This is a genomic window from Vibrio sp. T13N (assembly GCF_032970445.1).
GTDB classification, from domain to species: Bacteria; Pseudomonadota; Gammaproteobacteria; order Enterobacterales; family Vibrionaceae; genus Vibrio; species Vibrio diabolicus.
In genome coordinates, this window is the sequence record NZ_JAWJYE010000009.1 from 76,424 (window position 1) to 93,608 (window position 17,185).

At 44.9% G+C, this 17,185-nt stretch carries 13 protein-coding genes; 8 read left to right on the forward strand and 5 right to left on the reverse strand.

Annotated elements, in window-relative coordinates:
• Positions 1–154: 154 nt before the first annotated feature.
• The 6 genes from acnD to R2S67_RS15810 all read left to right on the forward strand — a co-directional run bounded on the left by acnD (position 155) and on the right by R2S67_RS15810 (position 9,926).
• On the forward strand, positions 155–2,758 hold the full coding sequence (gene acnD, locus R2S67_RS15785) for a Fe/S-dependent 2-methylisocitrate dehydratase AcnD (RefSeq protein ID WP_317345626.1): 2,604 nt from the start codon (positions 155–157) through the stop codon (positions 2,756–2,758).
• A 9-nt stretch (positions 2,759–2,767) separates the two neighbouring features.
• Positions 2,768–3,964, forward strand: a complete 1,197-nt coding sequence (gene prpF, locus R2S67_RS15790) for a 2-methylaconitate cis-trans isomerase PrpF (RefSeq protein WP_317345628.1) — start codon at positions 2,768–2,770, stop codon at positions 3,962–3,964.
• Between the two features lie 57 nt (positions 3,965–4,021).
• Complete coding sequence (locus R2S67_RS15795; protein WP_317345630.1) at positions 4,022–5,899, forward strand: propionyl-CoA synthetase; 1,878 nt, start codon at positions 4,022–4,024, stop codon at positions 5,897–5,899.
• A gap of 190 nt (positions 5,900–6,089) precedes the next feature.
• Positions 6,090–6,566: a GNAT family N-acetyltransferase gene (locus R2S67_RS15800; protein WP_046874942.1), complete on the forward strand. Its 477-nt coding sequence runs from the start codon at positions 6,090–6,092 to the stop codon at positions 6,564–6,566.
• 194 nt (positions 6,567–6,760) lie between these two features.
• Complete coding sequence (locus tag R2S67_RS15805; RefSeq protein ID WP_317345632.1) at positions 6,761–8,092, forward strand: trypsin-like serine protease; 1,332 nt, start codon at positions 6,761–6,763, stop codon at positions 8,090–8,092.
• 388 nt (positions 8,093–8,480) lie between these two features.
• Positions 8,481–9,926 carry a bifunctional NUDIX hydrolase/phosphatase PAP2 family protein gene (locus tag R2S67_RS15810; RefSeq protein ID WP_317345634.1) on the forward strand — a complete coding sequence of 482 codons (1,446 nt, stop codon included), beginning with the start codon at positions 8,481–8,483 and terminating at the stop codon, positions 9,924–9,926.
• A 130-nt stretch (positions 9,927–10,056) separates the two neighbouring features.
• On the opposite strand, the gene R2S67_RS15815 is transcribed toward R2S67_RS15810, so the two are convergent.
• Positions 10,057–10,866: a Cof-type HAD-IIB family hydrolase gene (locus tag R2S67_RS15815; RefSeq protein ID WP_317345728.1), complete on the reverse strand. Its 810-nt coding sequence runs from the start codon at positions 10,864–10,866 to the stop codon at positions 10,057–10,059.
• Between the two features lie 216 nt (positions 10,867–11,082).
• Between R2S67_RS15815 and queE the strand changes: the two genes are divergently transcribed.
• Complete coding sequence (gene queE, locus R2S67_RS15820) at positions 11,083–11,733, forward strand: 7-carboxy-7-deazaguanine synthase QueE (protein WP_041852955.1); 651 nt, start codon at positions 11,083–11,085, stop codon at positions 11,731–11,733.
• Between the two features lie 14 nt (positions 11,734–11,747).
• Positions 11,748–12,443, forward strand: coding sequence for a 7-cyano-7-deazaguanine synthase QueC (queC, locus tag R2S67_RS15825; protein ID WP_048626429.1), 696 nt, complete (start codon positions 11,748–11,750; stop codon positions 12,441–12,443).
• A 12-nt stretch (positions 12,444–12,455) separates the two neighbouring features.
• Here the strand turns inward: queC and R2S67_RS15830 are convergent, their stop codons facing one another.
• The 4 genes from R2S67_RS15830 to R2S67_RS15845 form a co-directional block, all read right to left on the reverse strand.
• Positions 12,456–14,429, reverse strand: a complete 1,974-nt coding sequence (locus R2S67_RS15830) for a tetratricopeptide repeat-containing diguanylate cyclase (protein ID WP_317345638.1) — start codon at positions 14,427–14,429, stop codon at positions 12,456–12,458.
• Positions 14,430–14,616: 187 nt separating this feature from the next.
• Positions 14,617–14,970: a DUF2750 domain-containing protein gene (locus tag R2S67_RS15835; protein ID WP_005395049.1), complete on the reverse strand. Its 354-nt coding sequence runs from the start codon at positions 14,968–14,970 to the stop codon at positions 14,617–14,619.
• A gap of 167 nt (positions 14,971–15,137) precedes the next feature.
• Complete coding sequence (locus tag R2S67_RS15840; protein ID WP_046874949.1) at positions 15,138–15,752, reverse strand: OmpA family protein; 615 nt, start codon at positions 15,750–15,752, stop codon at positions 15,138–15,140.
• A 2-nt stretch (positions 15,753–15,754) separates the two neighbouring features.
• Complete coding sequence (locus R2S67_RS15845) at positions 15,755–17,065, reverse strand: TolC family outer membrane protein (protein ID WP_005395046.1); 1,311 nt, start codon at positions 17,063–17,065, stop codon at positions 15,755–15,757.
• Positions 17,066–17,185: the final 120 nt, after the last annotated feature.

Sequence of the window (17,185 nt, forward strand, 5' to 3'; positions counted from 1 at the left end):
CGAAGGTCAATCAGGGCACATATGCTTTGATTGACCACCTCCTTCCTTTGTACCTCTCTCTGACAGAGGAAGGAGTCCCTCTCATCACGATGTTTCTGGAGCAATGGAAAAACGTTGATGAAGGCAAGATGTACAGACTGAATGGAAGCAAACCATGAACACAAATATTAATACCCAATATCGTAAGCCGCTTCCGGGAACTCAACTGGATTACTTTGATGCACGCGAAGCCGTCAATGCCATTTCTCCTGGAGCCTATGAAAAACTCCCTTATACCTCCCGCGTGCTAGCTGAGCAACTGGTCCGTCGCTGTGAACCGAACACATTGACGGATAGCCTGAAACAGTTAATTGAACGTAAACGTGATCTTGATTTTCCTTGGTATCCAGCACGCGTTGTTTGTCATGACATTCTTGGTCAGACCGCTCTAGTCGATTTAGCGGGTCTGCGCGATGCCATTTCGGATCAGGGCGGCGACCCTGCAAAAGTGAACCCTGTGGTTGAGACTCAGCTGATCGTCGACCACTCTTTAGCGGTTGAGCATGCGGGCTTTGAACCTGATGCCTTCGACAAAAACCGCGCGATTGAAGAGCGCCGTAATGAAGACCGATTCCACTTTATCGAGTGGTGTAAAACAGCGTTTGAGAACGTAAGCGTGATTCCTGCGGGTAACGGCATTATGCACCAAATCAACTTGGAGAAAATGTCTCCTGTGGTGCAAGCGAAGCAGGGTATTGCCTACCCAGATACCTGTGTGGGTACGGACAGTCACACGCCGCACGTTGATGCATTGGGCGTTATCGCGATCGGTGTTGGTGGTCTGGAAGCTGAAACCGTAATGCTTGGCCGACCATCAATGATGCGTTTACCTGATATTGTTGGTGTAAAACTAACGGGTAAACGTCAACCGGGCATTACCGCAACGGATATTGTCCTCGCGATTACTGAATTCCTACGCAACGAGCGTGTCGTCTCTTCATATCTTGAATTCTTTGGTGAAGGTGCACGCGATCTAACGATCGGAGACCGCGCAACTATTTCAAATATGACACCAGAATACGGCGCGACAGCTGGCATGTTTTATATTGATGAGCAGACCATCAATTACTTGAAACTAACTGGTCGAGATGAAGAGCAAGTTGCTCTAGTAGAAAAATACGCAAAACAAACCGGTCTTTGGGCTGACGATCTAGATACTGCCGTTTATGAGCGCGTACTTGAGTTCGATTTATCATCAGTAAGTCGTAACATGGCCGGCCCGTCAAACCCTCACCGCCGTTTACCAACATCTGAGTTGGCGCAGCGTGGCATTTCTGGTGCGTGGGAAGAGAAAGAAGGCGAGTTGCCAGATGGTGCAGTGATCATCGCTGCTATTACCTCATGTACAAATACCAGTAACCCAAGAAACGTGGTTGCTGCTGGCCTTGTGGCGAAGAAAGCCAACGAGCTCGGCCTTGTACGTAAACCTTGGGTGAAGTCGTCTTTTGCTCCGGGTTCTAAGGTAGCGCGCCTGTATCTGGAAGAAGCGGGCTTATTACCAGAGTTAGAGAAACTTGGTTTTGGTATCGTCGGTTACGCATGTACCACATGTAATGGTATGAGTGGTGCGTTGGATCCAAAAATCCAACAAGAGATCATCGACCGTGATTTGTACGCGACAGCCGTACTGTCTGGTAACCGTAACTTTGATGGACGAATCCATCCTTACGCGAAACAAGCTTTCCTTGCATCACCACCATTGGTTGTCGCTTATGCGTTAGCAGGTACCATTCGTTTTGATATTGAGCGCGATGCTCTGGGTACCGACCAAAACGGTAAACCAATTTACTTAAATGATTTGTGGCCAAGCGATGAAGAGATCGATGCAGTTGTCGGCAAACACGTTAAGCCAGAGCAGTTTAACCAAGTTTATATCCAGATGTTTAAGCTGGATGACGCAGAGAAAAGCTCTAGTCCGCTTTACGACTGGCGCCCGATGAGTACCTACATTCGCCGTCCTCCCTATTGGCAAAAAGAAGGGGAAGGTGCGTTAGCGGGTGAAAGAACACTTTCTGGAATGCGTCCATTAGCGATTCTGGGCGACAACATCACGACTGACCACCTGTCACCATCCAACGCGATCATGGCGAGCAGCGCGGCGGGTGAATACCTTGCCAAAATGGGCGTACCGGAAGAAGACTTCAACTCTTACGCGACTCACCGTGGCGATCACTTAACGGCGCAACGTGCGACCTTTGCTAACCCGAAACTATTTAACGAAATGGTGAAAGAGAACGGTGAAGTGGTTCAGGGTTCTCTGGCGCGAATCGAACCAGAAGGTCAGGTTGTACGCATGTGGGAAGCGATTGAGACCTACATGAACCGTAAACAGCCACTGATTGTAGTCGCTGGTGCTGATTACGGTCAGGGTTCATCTCGTGACTGGGCAGCAAAAGGTGTTCGTTTGGCAGGCGTAGAAGCCATTGTTGCTGAAGGCTTTGAGCGTATTCACCGTACTAACTTGGTTGGCATGGGTGTACTACCACTGCAATTTAAGCCAGGCGTTAACCGCAATACGCTAGAGCTGGATGGTACTGAGCTTTACGACGTGGTTGGAGAAATCAAGCCGGGTGCAGATTTAGCCTTGGTTATTACACGTAGCAACGGTGAGAAAGTCGACGTTCCTGTTACGTGTCGCCTAGATACCGCTGACGAAGTTCATGTGTACAACGCGGGCGGTGTTCTGCAGCGTTTTGCGCAAGATTTCTTGGCGCAATAAGGAGTGCGTATGTCAAATAATACTCCGAATCAAACAAGCCAAATAAAAGTGCCCGCGACGTACATGCGTGGCGGCACGAGTAAAGGTGTCTTTTTCAACCTAGAGGATTTGCCTCAAGAAACGCAAGTGGCTGGAGCCGCGCGTGACAAGCTGTTGTTACGTGTTATCGGCAGCCCGGATCCTTACGCGAAGCAAATTGATGGCATGGGTGGTGCGACCTCCAGCACCAGTAAAACAGTGATTGTTTCTCGCAGTAGCCGAGCAGATCACGATGTTGACTACTTGTTTGGACAAGTGTCGATCGACAAACCATTCGTCGATTGGAGTGGTAACTGCGGCAACTTGTCTGCGGCAGTTGGTCCCTTCGCCATTCATGCTGGGCTGATTCCACAAGATCGCATTCCAGAAAATGGCATTGTGACGGTGCGTGTTTGGCAGGTGAACATCAGCAAAACCATCTTGATTCACGTTCCAATTGTTAATGGTTTCGTCCAAGAAACCGGCGAGTTTGAGCTTGATGGCGTGACGTTTCCAGCCGCTGAGATTCAAGTCGATTTCGTTGACCCTTCTGATGGCGAGGGCAGCATGTTCCCAACAGGCAACTTAGTTGATGATTTAGTGGTGCCGGATGTGGGTACGTTCAACGCGACCTTTATTAACGCGGGCATACCAACCATTTTTATTGATGCTGAATCGATTGGATATCAGGGCACCGAGCTGCAAGACGATATCAACAACGATGACACAGCATTAGCGATGTTCGAATCCATCCGTGCACATGGCGCATTAAAAGTGGGCCTGATTTCTGATTTAGAAGAAGCTCAAACACGCCAGCACACACCGAAAATTGCGTTTGTTTCTAAACCGAAAAGTTACCTGTCTTCAAGTGGCAAAGCGGTAAATGATACGGACATAGACGTGTTGGTTCGTGCGTTGTCGATGGGCAAACTTCACCATGCAATGATGGGAACAGCAGCTGTTGCTATCGCTTCAGCGGCGTGTGTACCGGGTACGTTGGTTAACTTGGCTGCTGGTGGCGGTGAAAAAGAGTCAGTGACTTTTGGCCACCCCTCAGGAACGTTAAAAGTTGGAGCACAAGCGAAGCAAACTGAGCAGGGCTGGGTGGTGCAAAAAGCCATCATGAGCCGAAGTGCGAGAATACTAATGGAGGGATTTGTGCGTGTACCCTCTGATGTCTTTGAGTGAAAAGAACGGTCTTTGAATAGAACGAGAGCAATGTCAGGACATACTGGAGGAAGCAATATGTCTTCATACGAAAAAGAATATTTATGGGCGAAAAACGAACCGGAGAGTTTTTGGCACGCTCAAGCGGAGAATATCGATTGGTTCGAATCTCCTAAAACTATCTTGAAATCTGATGAAAACGGCATAGAACGTTGGTTTCCAGATGGTGTAATGAATACGTGCTGGTTAGCATTGGATTACCATTGCGAGCAAGGACGCGGTGATAATACGGCACTCATTTATGACTCGCCAGTAACCGGCAATAAAACCACGTATACCTATAGTAACCTGCGTGACCAAGTGGCAAAAATTGCCGGCATGCTGTCTGCCCAAGGCGTTGAAAAAGGCGACCGAGTCGTTATTTACATGCCGATGATTCCAGAAGCCGCAATGGCGATGCTAGCCTGTGCGCGTTTGGGGGCGATTCACTCCGTTGTATTCGGTGGTTTTGCACCTAATGAACTTGCTGTACGAATTGAAGATGCAGAGCCGAAAGTCATCATGACGGCGTCATGTGGTATTGAGATCAACAAAGTTATTCCATATAAGCCAATGGTAGACAAGGCCATTATGGACAGCCGATGGAAGCCTGAAAAAGTATTTATATTCCAGCGTCCTGAGTGCGAAGCCGATCTAAACCAAGAAAGAGATCTGGATTGGCAGCAAGAGTACAACCAAGCGTTGCCACACGGTTGTGTTCCGGTGTTAGCAACCGATCCACTCTACATTCTTTATACTTCGGGTACGACAGGTAAGCCAAAAGGCGTTGTGCGTGATAACGGTGGCCATGCCGTCGCGATGAAGTACTCTATGAGCGCAATCTACAACATTCCTCAAGATGGCGTATTTTGGGCGGCATCTGATGTTGGCTGGGTAGTAGGGCACTCTTACATTGTTTACGCGCCACTGATTCACGGTTGCACAACAATCTTATTCGAAGGCAAGCCCGTCCGAACACCGGATCCTGGTGTATTCTGGCGAGTGTGTGACGAATACAAAGTAGATGCGTTGTTCTCTGCCCCGACAGCGTTCCGTGCGATCAAGAAAGAAGATCCAGAAGGTGAGTTTTTAAAACAGTATGATCTCTCTAAATTGAAAACCATCTTTATGGCAGGAGAACGCCTTGACCCTCCAACACTGGAATGGGTTCAGAGCAAAGCAGACAAACCCGTTATTGACCACTGGTGGCAAACGGAAACGGGTTGGGCTATCGCGGGCAACCCAACAGGTGTTGAAATGATGCCAGTTAAAGCGGGTTCTTCGACGAAGCCAATTCCGGGTTATCAGGTCGAGATTCTGAATGAACTTGGAGAGTCGGTCGGGCCTAACCAACAAGGCTTTGTCGCATTAAAACGTCCGCTGCCACCGAGTTGTCTGCCAACGGTTTGGCGTAACCATGACCGTTTTGAAACCGGTTACCTCAGCCAATTCCCTGGCTACTATGTGTCAGGTGATGGTGGCTATTTGGATGAAGACGGTTACCTGTTCATTATGGGACGTATTGATGACGTGATTAATGTCGCGGGGCATCGTTTATCGACAGGCGAAATGGAAGAAATTGTCGGTGGTCATCCGGCGATTGCGGAATGTGCAGTGGTGGGTATTCACGATGATCTGAAAGGGCAACTCCCACTTGGCTTTGTGGTACTTAAAGATGGTGTCAAAGTGGACGAGCTTGATCTTGAAGGTGAGCTTGTTGGCAAGGTACGTAGTGAGATCGGTGCAGTTGCCTGCTTTAAGCATGCATTGGTTGTGGATCGCTTACCGAAAACACGTTCGGGTAAAATTCTGCGCCGAACCATACGTCAAATAGCCGATGGTGAAAAATACACCGTTCCGTCAACGATTGATGACCCAAGTAGCTTGAACGAAATTGAACGAGTGTTAAGACGCTAATCAAAACTCAATTCTAACTAACCCCTGATCCTCGAACTCTGTAGGTTGGTTCTGCCTCTGTACGCTTATTAAGTGCAGGGGCTTTTTTGTTTGTAGATCGCGTAAACGTCTCGTGCAGGCAATTTTGTGACTTGCCAATACGGCATTTTCCTCACAAACTACAGCCATTCAATTTTTAGTGACCCTTTGTATGACCACGTTTGTAATTAAATCTGCGTGTTTTAGCGACCTTGAGTCGCTCAACGACCTTATGTTTGAGCTGCATGATGAGCATCATCTTCAATCTCCTGAGCTGTTCAAAACTGCAGAGGAGATAGAGCAAGAAAAAAGTATTGCTCGATACATTGATGATCCTGAATGTCTTGTTTATGTAGCAAAACAAGGAGATGAAATTATTGGTTTTATCTCTGGTCATTTCTGTGAACTTGTTTCTACCGTCAGTCAGCCGGTTATGATGGGAAGTGTGGATGAGCTCTATGTGTTACCTGAGTTTCGGAAACAAGGCACGGCTCAGGCATTGATTAACAAAATTGAGTCAACGTTCTCTGATTACGGTGCAAAACAGATGTTTGTTGAAGTATGGCACTTTAACCAGGGTGCAATCTCTTTGTATGAAAAACAAGGGTTTGCACACCATATTCACTATCTAAGAAAGCCGTTGAGCTAATGGCCATGCTTAATTTTAATATTGTGATACACATTCTAGCGAATTGAAATCATTCAGTTCGTCAATAGACTTTTCTCTATAAGTTGCTCGCAATGTTAGTAAATTAATATGCGCCCACATTGGTATTGGCGTTTTTGTCTGCTTGTTTATTAGTAGCACGAGGATCGTGCTTACAAAAACAAGAGGACAATATTTTGAAACTAACAAAATCGTTACTTGCGTTGGCTGTTTTGCCAATGTTCGCAAGTGCTGATGATTTGTCACAGACACAAAATCACACTATACAACCCCAGATCGTAGGCGGCATCACTGCTGATCCTAGTGAGTGGAGATTCTACACCCAAATTGTTAGCCGTTATGGTAACCGATCATATTGTGGTGCCAGTTATATTGGGAATGGCTACGTCCTGACTGCGGCACACTGTGTCGAGGGTGATTCACCGAATCAGATTGCGGTTAAAATTGGTGGCGTCGTTTACAATGGCACTGACGGTGTTCGATCTAACGTGAGTGAAATCCACATGCACCCGGCATATCGCCGAGCAACGCTTTCTCATGATCTCGCAGTATTAAAGTTGGACTCTGTACCTCAAGGTGTTGCCGCGGTTGAAATTGCCGATGGCAGTCTAACGCAATACGCCAGCATCGGAGATTGGCTTACAGTCGCAGGTTTAGGGAGAACCTCTGAAGGAGGAAGCTCTCCATATCGATTGCAAGAGGTTGACGTTCCGCTCGTGTCGGACACGACTTGTCGTCAAGCCGGTGGTAATTACACAACCGTTGGAGAGGTGTCTTTCTGCGCGGGAATTCCTCAAGGTGGGATAGATTCCTGTCAGGGAGATAGCGGTGGCCCAATCGTTATTAATCGTGGTGGCGTAATTACTCAACTTGGTGTGGTCAGTTGGGGGATAGGTTGTGCTCGTCCGGGTATGTATGGTGTTTATAGCGATATCGCCGCCATGCGTAATTTTGTTAATGGTGTCATTGGCACGACTACACCTCCGAAAGAGAATGTTTCTGTTGGGTATACCACCGAACAGACATTGGCATCATTTAATGTTGGCGAGTTGCAGCAACATAGTTTTGTTATCAAAAATTCAGGTAACACGACGTTCACTGTAGAAAACGTTCGCGCGTTTGCTTCTGGCGTTGCTGATGCTGCCGTTATTGCAAATGATCAGTGTTCTCAGGCGACGTTAGCAATGAATGCAAGTTGTCGTGTCGATGTCGAATTTGGAGCAGCTCAGGCGGGAGAAGCAAGAGTTGCTTTGAACTTCAACATTGATAAGACCAGCACACAATATCAGGCGCTAGTGTCGGCTCAAGCGAAAACAGTGACAACGCCTCCAACAGATCACTGCGCAGCAGAATGGCGAGCGAGTACGGTGTATCTCAAAGGAGATAACGTTACTTGGAATGGCAAAGTGTGGCAGGCGCAGTGGTGGACTCAAGGCGATAACCCCGCAGACTCTGGACCTTGGGGTGTTTGGCAAGAAGTTCGCGACGCACATTGCAAGTCTAACTAACCATCAAGCATTCAAAAGCTGATTCGTTGGTGACTTGAGGTAGAATTCATTCTTGGTTTCAACGAACAGCGCATAGTTATCATAAGCAGGGTTTATTGTTTTCGAATAATAAGCCCTTTTTTATTGTTCCAACTTTGAGAACCCATAAAATGTGTATGACTTTATCCTGACGCTACCTTCATATAACTGGCAGAATTGCGATCAACATTTCATGTTTTGTCTGATTTTTGTCAGGTTTGCATTAAATTACTCTCCAATGAGCTTCAAGATCATGCTTTATTCGATCAACGTTGTTTGGCATAACTCGTTACTTAATTTTTATCGAAAAAGATAAGATTAACTGCCATTATTCATTGGCTATCATAATGTTTACTTAAGGTCATATTTTGTGTTGAGACAGCTGTTATTACTCATCCTTTGTTTTATTTTGTTACCTGTTTCACCAATCTCTACGGCTAAAGCTGCCGCGAGCGAAGTAAAAGGGGCGCTCTGTGTTGTTCGTGCTGACGACAAGTTAGTGCTAGTTCATGAAATATTGACGGATAAGATTTCTCTACCTGGTGGGACAATTATTGATGGAGAATCCCCCAAAGTTGCTGCGCAAAGAGAAACGTGGGAAGAAACGGGTTTAGTGGTCACGGTTGGGGAGGAACTTGGCAGAACAGACACCGCGGTTTATTACGATTGCATATCAGACTCTGAGATTATTGCTTTTTCGATGAACAATTCCTTAGGTGGGAATGAGTTACCTATTTGGTTTGCTCCTCACTACGGAGTAGAAATCGCATCTGCAATGTTACTTGGACCATCCGCGCTGCCATCATTTTTGTACCGCTATCCCGCTCAATGGCCACAAGCCATTCAGTTTTTTGAACAAGCTACTCAGCAGTCCGCATCTTATGTGACTCAGCTGATCGAATCCGCGCCTTCATTTCGTCAGATTGAATTGAGGTGGATGAAAGACTTACAAAGCTGGGTAGGAGCTTTATCAGAAACGAGTTTCGAGGTAGCGAATCAGATCTCAAATCTTGTTATAGAACTGACAGAACCTACGATACTGCTTTTTCTATTTCCGTTAGTAATGATGCGTTTTGGCAGTCGATTTGTATTCCGACTCTTTTTCGCTATTAGCGCGACGTCCCTGATGGTACTTGTAGCTCAACAGGGCTTTGCGCTTCCTCGCCCGCATGTCTATATACCAATGATGGAGTTAACACACAGCTTTGGATTTAGTTTTCCAAGTTTGCCTATTGCCGTTTGGTTTTGTGTKTTAACCTTTTTATTTCAGAGAACACACTATTTCGGTTTGAATGGTACGACCGCTGTCATGATGCTCATCACGCTTACTATTATGTTATGTAAGTTTTTCCTTGGTAGCGCCTTTTTCTTAGATATGTTGTTTGGTGCGCTGTTAGGAAGCTTGGTGGCCTGGCATGTTCTGCGATTGGAAACAAATCAAGACGTGAATGTTGATCAAGTGCTGAGCTCAAAAGGCGTCTGGTTCATTATGACTGCGGTAACGGCGGTCATCTCTGTTATCTGGCCATTACCTGTGTTTGGTCGTTGGTTGGCTATTTTAATTACGGCATCAGCATTGGTTATGACGTTTAGAGAGTCAAAAGTGCATTTGGATTCTCGTCAGATGATTTTTGTAACGCTTGCGTTGGTATTCGTTGAGCAACTTTATTTATACTCAAGCTCTGTTGTCTCGTTTAGTGGTTTGTGGTCATTGGTATTGTCGACGTTGCATTATCCATTGTTGATGTTGCTGTTTATCTTGCTTGCAAGAAAGCTGATTCATGAAAAACAACAGAGAGAAACAGTGCTAGATTGATGGTTGTATGCTTTCTTTCTCAGGCATACGAGTAAAAAAAAAAGCCTTGCTKTAMAGCAAGGCTTTTTTGTACGTTGAGTAGCTCAACAATGTGGCTTTGCGTATCTCTGACGCCATTGCGGCGGAGGAATTAAGCGTTAAGGACGAATTTTTCAATCGCTTTAGCTACACCGTGTTCATCATTACTTGCCGTAATGTAATCAGCGATTTGTTTGGTCTCTTCCATCGCATTTCCCATCGCGATACCAAGGCCAGCGTACTTCAGCATGTGGTGGTCATTTTCAGCATCACCCATACAGATCACTTCTTCCGGTTGAATACCTAGATACTCAGCAATTGCAGCAACACCAATACCTTTGTTGCTCGCTGGGTTAAGAAATTCCAGGAAAAACGGGGCGCTTTGAACCACCGTAAACTCTTCACGTATTTCAGACGGAAGCGCAGCGATGACCTCAGTTAACTTACTTGGCTCGGCAACCATCATTGCTTTGATGATTGGATGATCATCTTCTAGCGATTCAAAATTAATCTCTGTTACATTTAAGCCATTAATGTTGGCTTCGATGTCAGTGTATGGGTTTTTCTCATTGGTGATCAAGCCATGTACTTGGCTGAATGCGTGCACATAAGCGCCTAATTCTTTCGCTTTACGAGCGACTAATTTAGCTGCCTTACCATCAATGATTTGCTGGTGGATGATTTCATTTGTTCCTACGTTCTTAACCATAGAGCCATTGTAGAAAAGGACAAAATCTTTATCGGAATGGATATTCAGTTCGTCTAGCTTGCCTTGCATTCCTTCTAATGGGCGACCAGAAGCGAGAACGACAGTAACGCCTGCTTCTCGAGCCTTTGCGATCGCTTGTTTGTTTTCTTCAGAGATTGCTTTATCACTATTGAGCAGTGTGCCATCCATATCTAATGCGATCAGTTTATACATCATTTCTTACCTTAAAGTTTTTGGGAACTGTAAGTGAATAAGGTTTGGTATAACGCTAACCAGAAACCTACGCTCACCGCGACTATGAAACTACAAAATGGTCTATTTTAACAATTAATTTTTGGTTTAAATTGACCTAGACACGTGTGTCCATTAAGGTCTTCGCCTCGAAGTATTATGAGTTGAGTGAGTTCTACGTTGTATAAGCTAAATGAGATGTTTGAAACCATCCAAGGGGAAGGGGTTTTCACTGGAGTACCTGCTGTTTTTGTTCGCCTTCAAGAGTGTCCGGTTGGTTGCTCATGGTGCGATACCAAACAAACGTGGTATGCAGATGAGAATGACCAACGTCAAATTGGTGATATTTTGGTGAAGACGGAAGATTCTCCGACATGGTGCGTCGCATCTGCCGAGAACATCGTAGAGCAATATCAACTGCAAGGCTTTAATGCTAAACATATCGTGATTACTGGTGGGGAGCCTTGTATTTATGACCTCCGCCCTTTAACAAAAGCGTTTGAGGATATGGGTTGCCAATGCCAAATTGAAACGAGTGGCACATCAGAAGTCATCACGTCAGAAAATACATGGGTGACCGTGTCACCAAAAGTGGCGATGAAGGGTAAACTTCCAGTTCTCAATAGCGCGTTAGAGCGTGCGAATGAGATTAAGCACCCTGTTGGTACACAAAAAGACATCGACCACCTTGATGAGCTATTGGCAAATGCGAATGTCGCGGTTGAGACTGTCATTGCATTGCAGCCTATTAGCCAAAAGCCTCGTGCAACGCAATTGTGTATTGAAACGTGCATTGCTCGCAATTGGCGCTTGTCTGTTCAAACTCATAAATATCTAAGTATTGCTTAAGAGCGGAGAGAGAAATGAAAAAAGCCGTTGTTGTTTTTAGTGGTGGTCAGGATTCCACGACTTGTCTGGTTCAAGCACTTAAAGAGTTTGATGAAGTTCATGCCATTACTTTTGATTATGGTCAGCGCCACAAGTTAGAGATAGAAGTGGCACAAAAGATCGCAAAGGATCTTGGCGTCAAAGCGCATAAAGTGATGGATGTTGGCCTTTTAAACGAACTTGCGATTAGCTCTCTCACGCGTGATGACATCCCTGTCTCACACGAATTGCAAGAAAACGGCCTACCAAACTCTTTTGTTCCTGGCCGTAACATTCTATTTTTAACGCTCGCAGGAATTTACGCCTACCAAATTGGGGCTGAAACCGTAATTACTGGCGTGTGTGAAACTGACTTTAGTGGTTATCCAGATTGTCGTGACGATTTTGTGAAAGCAATGAACACGGCTTTGGTGAAAGGGATGGACCGTAACCTGACGATCAAAACACCGTTAATGTGGCTAAATAAAGCAGAAACGTGGGCGTTAGCTGATCAATATGACGCGTTGCAACTGGTTCGTGAAAATACGTTGACCTGCTACAACGGGGTCATTGGTGATGGTTGCGGTGATTGCCCATCGTGCGATTTGCGCAAAGCTGGCTTAGATGATTACCTAAACAATAAAGAGACCGTAATGCAGTCTCTTGTGAACAAGCAGGCTGCTGACGTTTAGTCGTGCCTTGCTTTACTGGCTAACATAGTCAGAACTTAGGCTAATTGGCTCATCGTATGCGTCTATAATGATGTTTTTTCCCTGCTTTTTAGCCTGGTATAAAGCTTGGTCTAGTATCGAATAAAGTTCATCAAAGTTGGTAAGCGGCATTGATGTTGATAGATAGGCCAAGCTAGCAGTTACACTCAAATCACTATTATTTACCGTGCGTACGCACTTCTCTGAAATCGTTTTGTGTAGGCTTTGCACCCGGAAAGGAACGTCAATTTCATCGACGTTTTTCAATAATAAGATAAACTCTTCTCCACCCAAACGGCCGATATACTCTCCCTTATTGAGCTTAGCTTTAAGCACTTGGCAAACTTGCTGTAACACCAAGTCGCCAGTCGGATGACCGTATTGATCATTTATCGTCTTAAAGTCATCAAGGTCGATTAATGCTAAAACATAGCGGAAGTCTTCGTCCGCTTTGGAGGTTTGACCTTTGATGGTCTCTATAATTGCCGCTCTATTCAACGCACATGTTAGACTATCTATTTTGGCTTTTTGTCGTGTTTGTCGCTGAAGTATCAATGCCAGAATGAACAAGACCAACAAACAGGAAACCACAAAATTATAAGTGCGCTTTTGATCGGTAAGCTTCTCAAATTGATGCTGATTTAAGCTTTTTTCATTATTCAACCGAGCGACTTGAAGATCATATTCGTACTCTTTCTTTGTGAGGTCTAATGCCTCTAATGCTTTAATATTGCTAGCGTCTCGGTTGGCCAATTCAATGTTTGAATAGGCTTCGTGGTGCTCTAATGCCAGTTTATAATCACCTTGGGCTTGGTACGCTTTGGAAAGGAGTAATTGAGCTTGTGCCTGTAATAATGGCCTAGAGTTATTGATCGCTAGTGTTAACGCGACTTTGCCATGTGCAATCGATTTTTCAGTAGCATGGTTTTTCAAATACGCGAACCCAGCAGCTAAATGTCCTTCCGTTTCGAGGTGCGTATTTTCATACGTTTCAGCAATGTCTAAAGCTTTTCTAATGTAATCTACTGCGGTATCCAGTTGCCCACTTTCGGCTAAAACCGCAGACAGCCCTAAGTAGCTTAACCCTTGACCATATGGGTAGTGGAGCTGGTTGAGTATTGTTAATGCATTTTGATAATGATTGATGGCTTTATCGAATTCTTTGGATTTCTTATACATTGCCCCAAGGCTATGTTCGACTTGGGCGACTTTGAGTGGTGTCCCTTCATCTTGACGAGCGAGTAGGGCTTGGATGAGATATTGTTCTGATTGTTCAAACTGCCCAAGCTCTGCAAGTAAATTTCCGACGTCATTGTAAATGCCAGAAGGATCGCTTTGAGCAGACATGTTCGCCAGCAGCTTTCTATAAAGACTCAGCGCTTTTTCATAGTCGCCACGATAGTTATAGTTATTCGCTACCACACGTAACGCGAGATCAATAGGGAAGTGTTCTTGATGTTGTTGACTTAGATGGCTTTCTAACGACGAGCAATAAAAGTTTGCTTTGTGATAACGACCTTGTTGATTCAAGGTATAACAGAGCTGATAGTTCATCAAAGCTTTGCCTTCAGAATCTGAAGTCTGCTTCATTTTTTTTCGCAACGAAGAAAAGCTATTTACTGAGGCGTCATAACTACCATGCTTACGTTCATTTAAGGCAAGAATGTACTCTGACTCTAACTGAGCAAAGTTATTGTTGAGAACTTGGCTGCTACCATAGTACGGCTGTTTTATGTTCGACATGTATTCATAAATCAGCCCGCTGACGTAGAGTTTTTCGCTGTGCGATTTCGCTGTGTGGTATCGATCTTGAAGCATGCTTAATGCTGAGTCAGGATTACTTCTCAATGTGGTTTGATAAACGGCGTGCCACTGCGTGATATTTTGTTCTGGCTCAATATCTTGAGTGTCACTAGCATATACCGGGGCGAGTAAGAGTGACGCAAGCAAAGGATAGAGCGTGCGCATATTTAAACGTGCCTTATGTTCTTTTGTTGCTTTGGAATTGGAGAATCATAGCGCTATTAATTGATCAGCGTTGTGATTGAGTTGGGTGTACGAAGAAAAAGAATAGGAAAACTATGCACTTGGTCGATATATCAAAAAAAGAGCATCAAAAGAAAGACCCCAACATAAAGTTGAGGTCTAGGAGTCGTTATGCAATGTAAAGCTTTGCTAGATCTTGAGGCTCCATTTCTTTGCCTTCTAGCTGATCGTTCCAGTTAGTACCAACAAGAACACCATCTTCTGCAAGAGTTAAAAGCCAATCTTCAACAAAGATATCTAGTGGGATTTCTAGTACAGTGAAGTCAGCCCATTCTTCAACATTGTGCGCTTCTGCATCTTCTTTAGAAGACCAGAAAGGCATGACTTCACTGTTTTCGAATTCAGTTGAATCGCAAGATAGCCAACCTTCTTCATTGCGTAAACCCCAAACCAGTTGGTTTTCTTTTGTTTCTGCAACAAAAAGGTCAAGGTTTGCTTGGATATCTGATGTAAGTTTGCTCATTTCAAAACTCTCGTTGTTATGACGCCGCTAGGGTAACACTAAAGTGCCGATTCCTAAAGCATAATACGGTTATTGCAATGAGTAAAAATAAAGGAGCCGAAGCTCCTTTTCTTATGTCATTCTAGGTTTATTAATGCTTGTTTGAACAAACATTAATACAGATATTTTTACCTTTCAGGGAGGGTAGTGAATATTGTCCACTCTTTTTTAATCTCGCCTTTATAACCAACGACAGAAGCAGTTACTCGGCGGTTTAAAGCGTGGCTGACTTCATCGGTACCTTGTTGCGCTAGGTGAGTATCTCCAAAGCCAACAATACGAACTCTGCTCGGTTCGATGTTGTAGCTCAATAGCGCCTCACGGACATTGCGTGCTCGTCTCTCTGATAGATCTTGGTTGTGTTGAGAGCCACCAACTTTACTCGCGTAGCCGTGCAGTTCGATCGACGTAGTAGGGTATTCTTTTAAAAAATCGGACAGTTCACGTACTTGTCTTCTGAACACGGGATTGATTTCATCAGAATCATTGGCAAAAAGTATTCTTACTTGCATGTTATCTGATGCTTTAATGTATTCGCCGCAACCGTCATTGTCGACTTCTGAGCCTTCCGGTGTTCCAGGGCACATATCTCGAGCGTTGATGACGCCATCGTTATCTTCATCTTGAAGGTCAGCGATTTGCTCTGCACTTGGTACAGGTCGATAGTCATACTCGTCTTCAGCAACAACCTGTTGAGTAACGGCGAGAAGGCTTAATGCAAATAGAATTTTCATTGGTTTCATGATTAGTACTCCACCTTTTCATTCCATTCCGTAGGCACATCGACTCGCAAGGCATTTAACAATTGGCCGGTCGCATTCATTACACGGTATTTCGCGTATTGCTCTGAATATCGAGCATCCAAGTAGTTTTTTCTCGCTTCAAATAACTCGTTTTCAGTATTTAACAAATCCAAAAGGGTTCGTTTACCGATGCGATACTGTTTCTCGTAGGCGATAACAGTTTCAGATGCCGAATCTACGTGATCCGCCAGAAACTCTTTTTGCTGAAGCGTTAAATCTAGCGCGCTCCATGATAGACGAAGTCCTTCTTCAACGCTGCGGTATGCGCGTTCTCGTAAATCTTTGGCTTTGTTTAGTTGATAGGCAAAGTTTTCAGCATTGGCGACATCACTACCACCATTAAAGAGGTTGTAACGCATACGCAGCATCGCTGTCGTTTCATCACTGCTTCCTTCGATACCGCTTGCATCATCACGCCACGTTTGAGCCGCTTCTACAGATATCGTTGGATAGTAAGTTCCCTTAGATTGCTTATATTGGAACTTCGCTGAGTCTACATCTGCCATCGAAATTTTGATTACTGGATGCGATTCAAATGCCAAGTCAATTGCTTCATCTATGGTGTAGGGAATAAAGTTCTGGTCCGCTCGCGGAAAAATCAATCCTTGTGGGGACTGTCCGACAAGGCGTGTAAACGTGGTGTGGCTGTCATATAAGTTGTTCTGAGCCGCCACCAAGTTACCGTGAGCTTTTGCTAAACGAGCTTCTACTTGAGTTAGGTCAGCGGTAGACCCAAGTCCTGAGTTAACTCGCTTTTTAATGTCTTCGTAGATCTTCTTATGAACCTTCAAGTTGTTTTCTGAAAGTGTAAGAATTTCATAAGCTTTTACTGAATCTAAGTAAACCTTTGCCACTTCGAGTGCCGTGTCTTGAGCATCAGCGAGCAGTTGATAACGAACTGATTCTGCGTCAGCTGCTGTTCGATCCATATCGTTAAGTGTCGCAGAACCGTCCCATATCAACTGGGTTAGTGTCACGGTCGCTTCTTTTCTTGTCAGATCCGTTGAATCTCGCCCTGCTTCTGCTGGGTTAATGCCTTCATAACCGATACCGGCGTCTAAATCTACGGATGGGAGGTAAGCACCGCCAGATGCTTCATTCACATACTGCTTGCTAACGAATTCATTGAACGCACTTTTGATGTCAGGATTGGTTTTTAATGTGTTTTCAACCGCTTGCTCTAGTGTTTGCCCAAAAGCATGACTAGCTGCGAACACACCAATGCAAAAGGCGTTGGCACGAGTCCACTTCACTGTGATTCTCCTAGATAATAATAAAATTTCTCGAGGTGAGAGGGCTTATAAGTGGGATACCTATAAGGGCGTCAATAATTTAGCGCACAATAACATTAATACACGATGAAGTAACCTGTT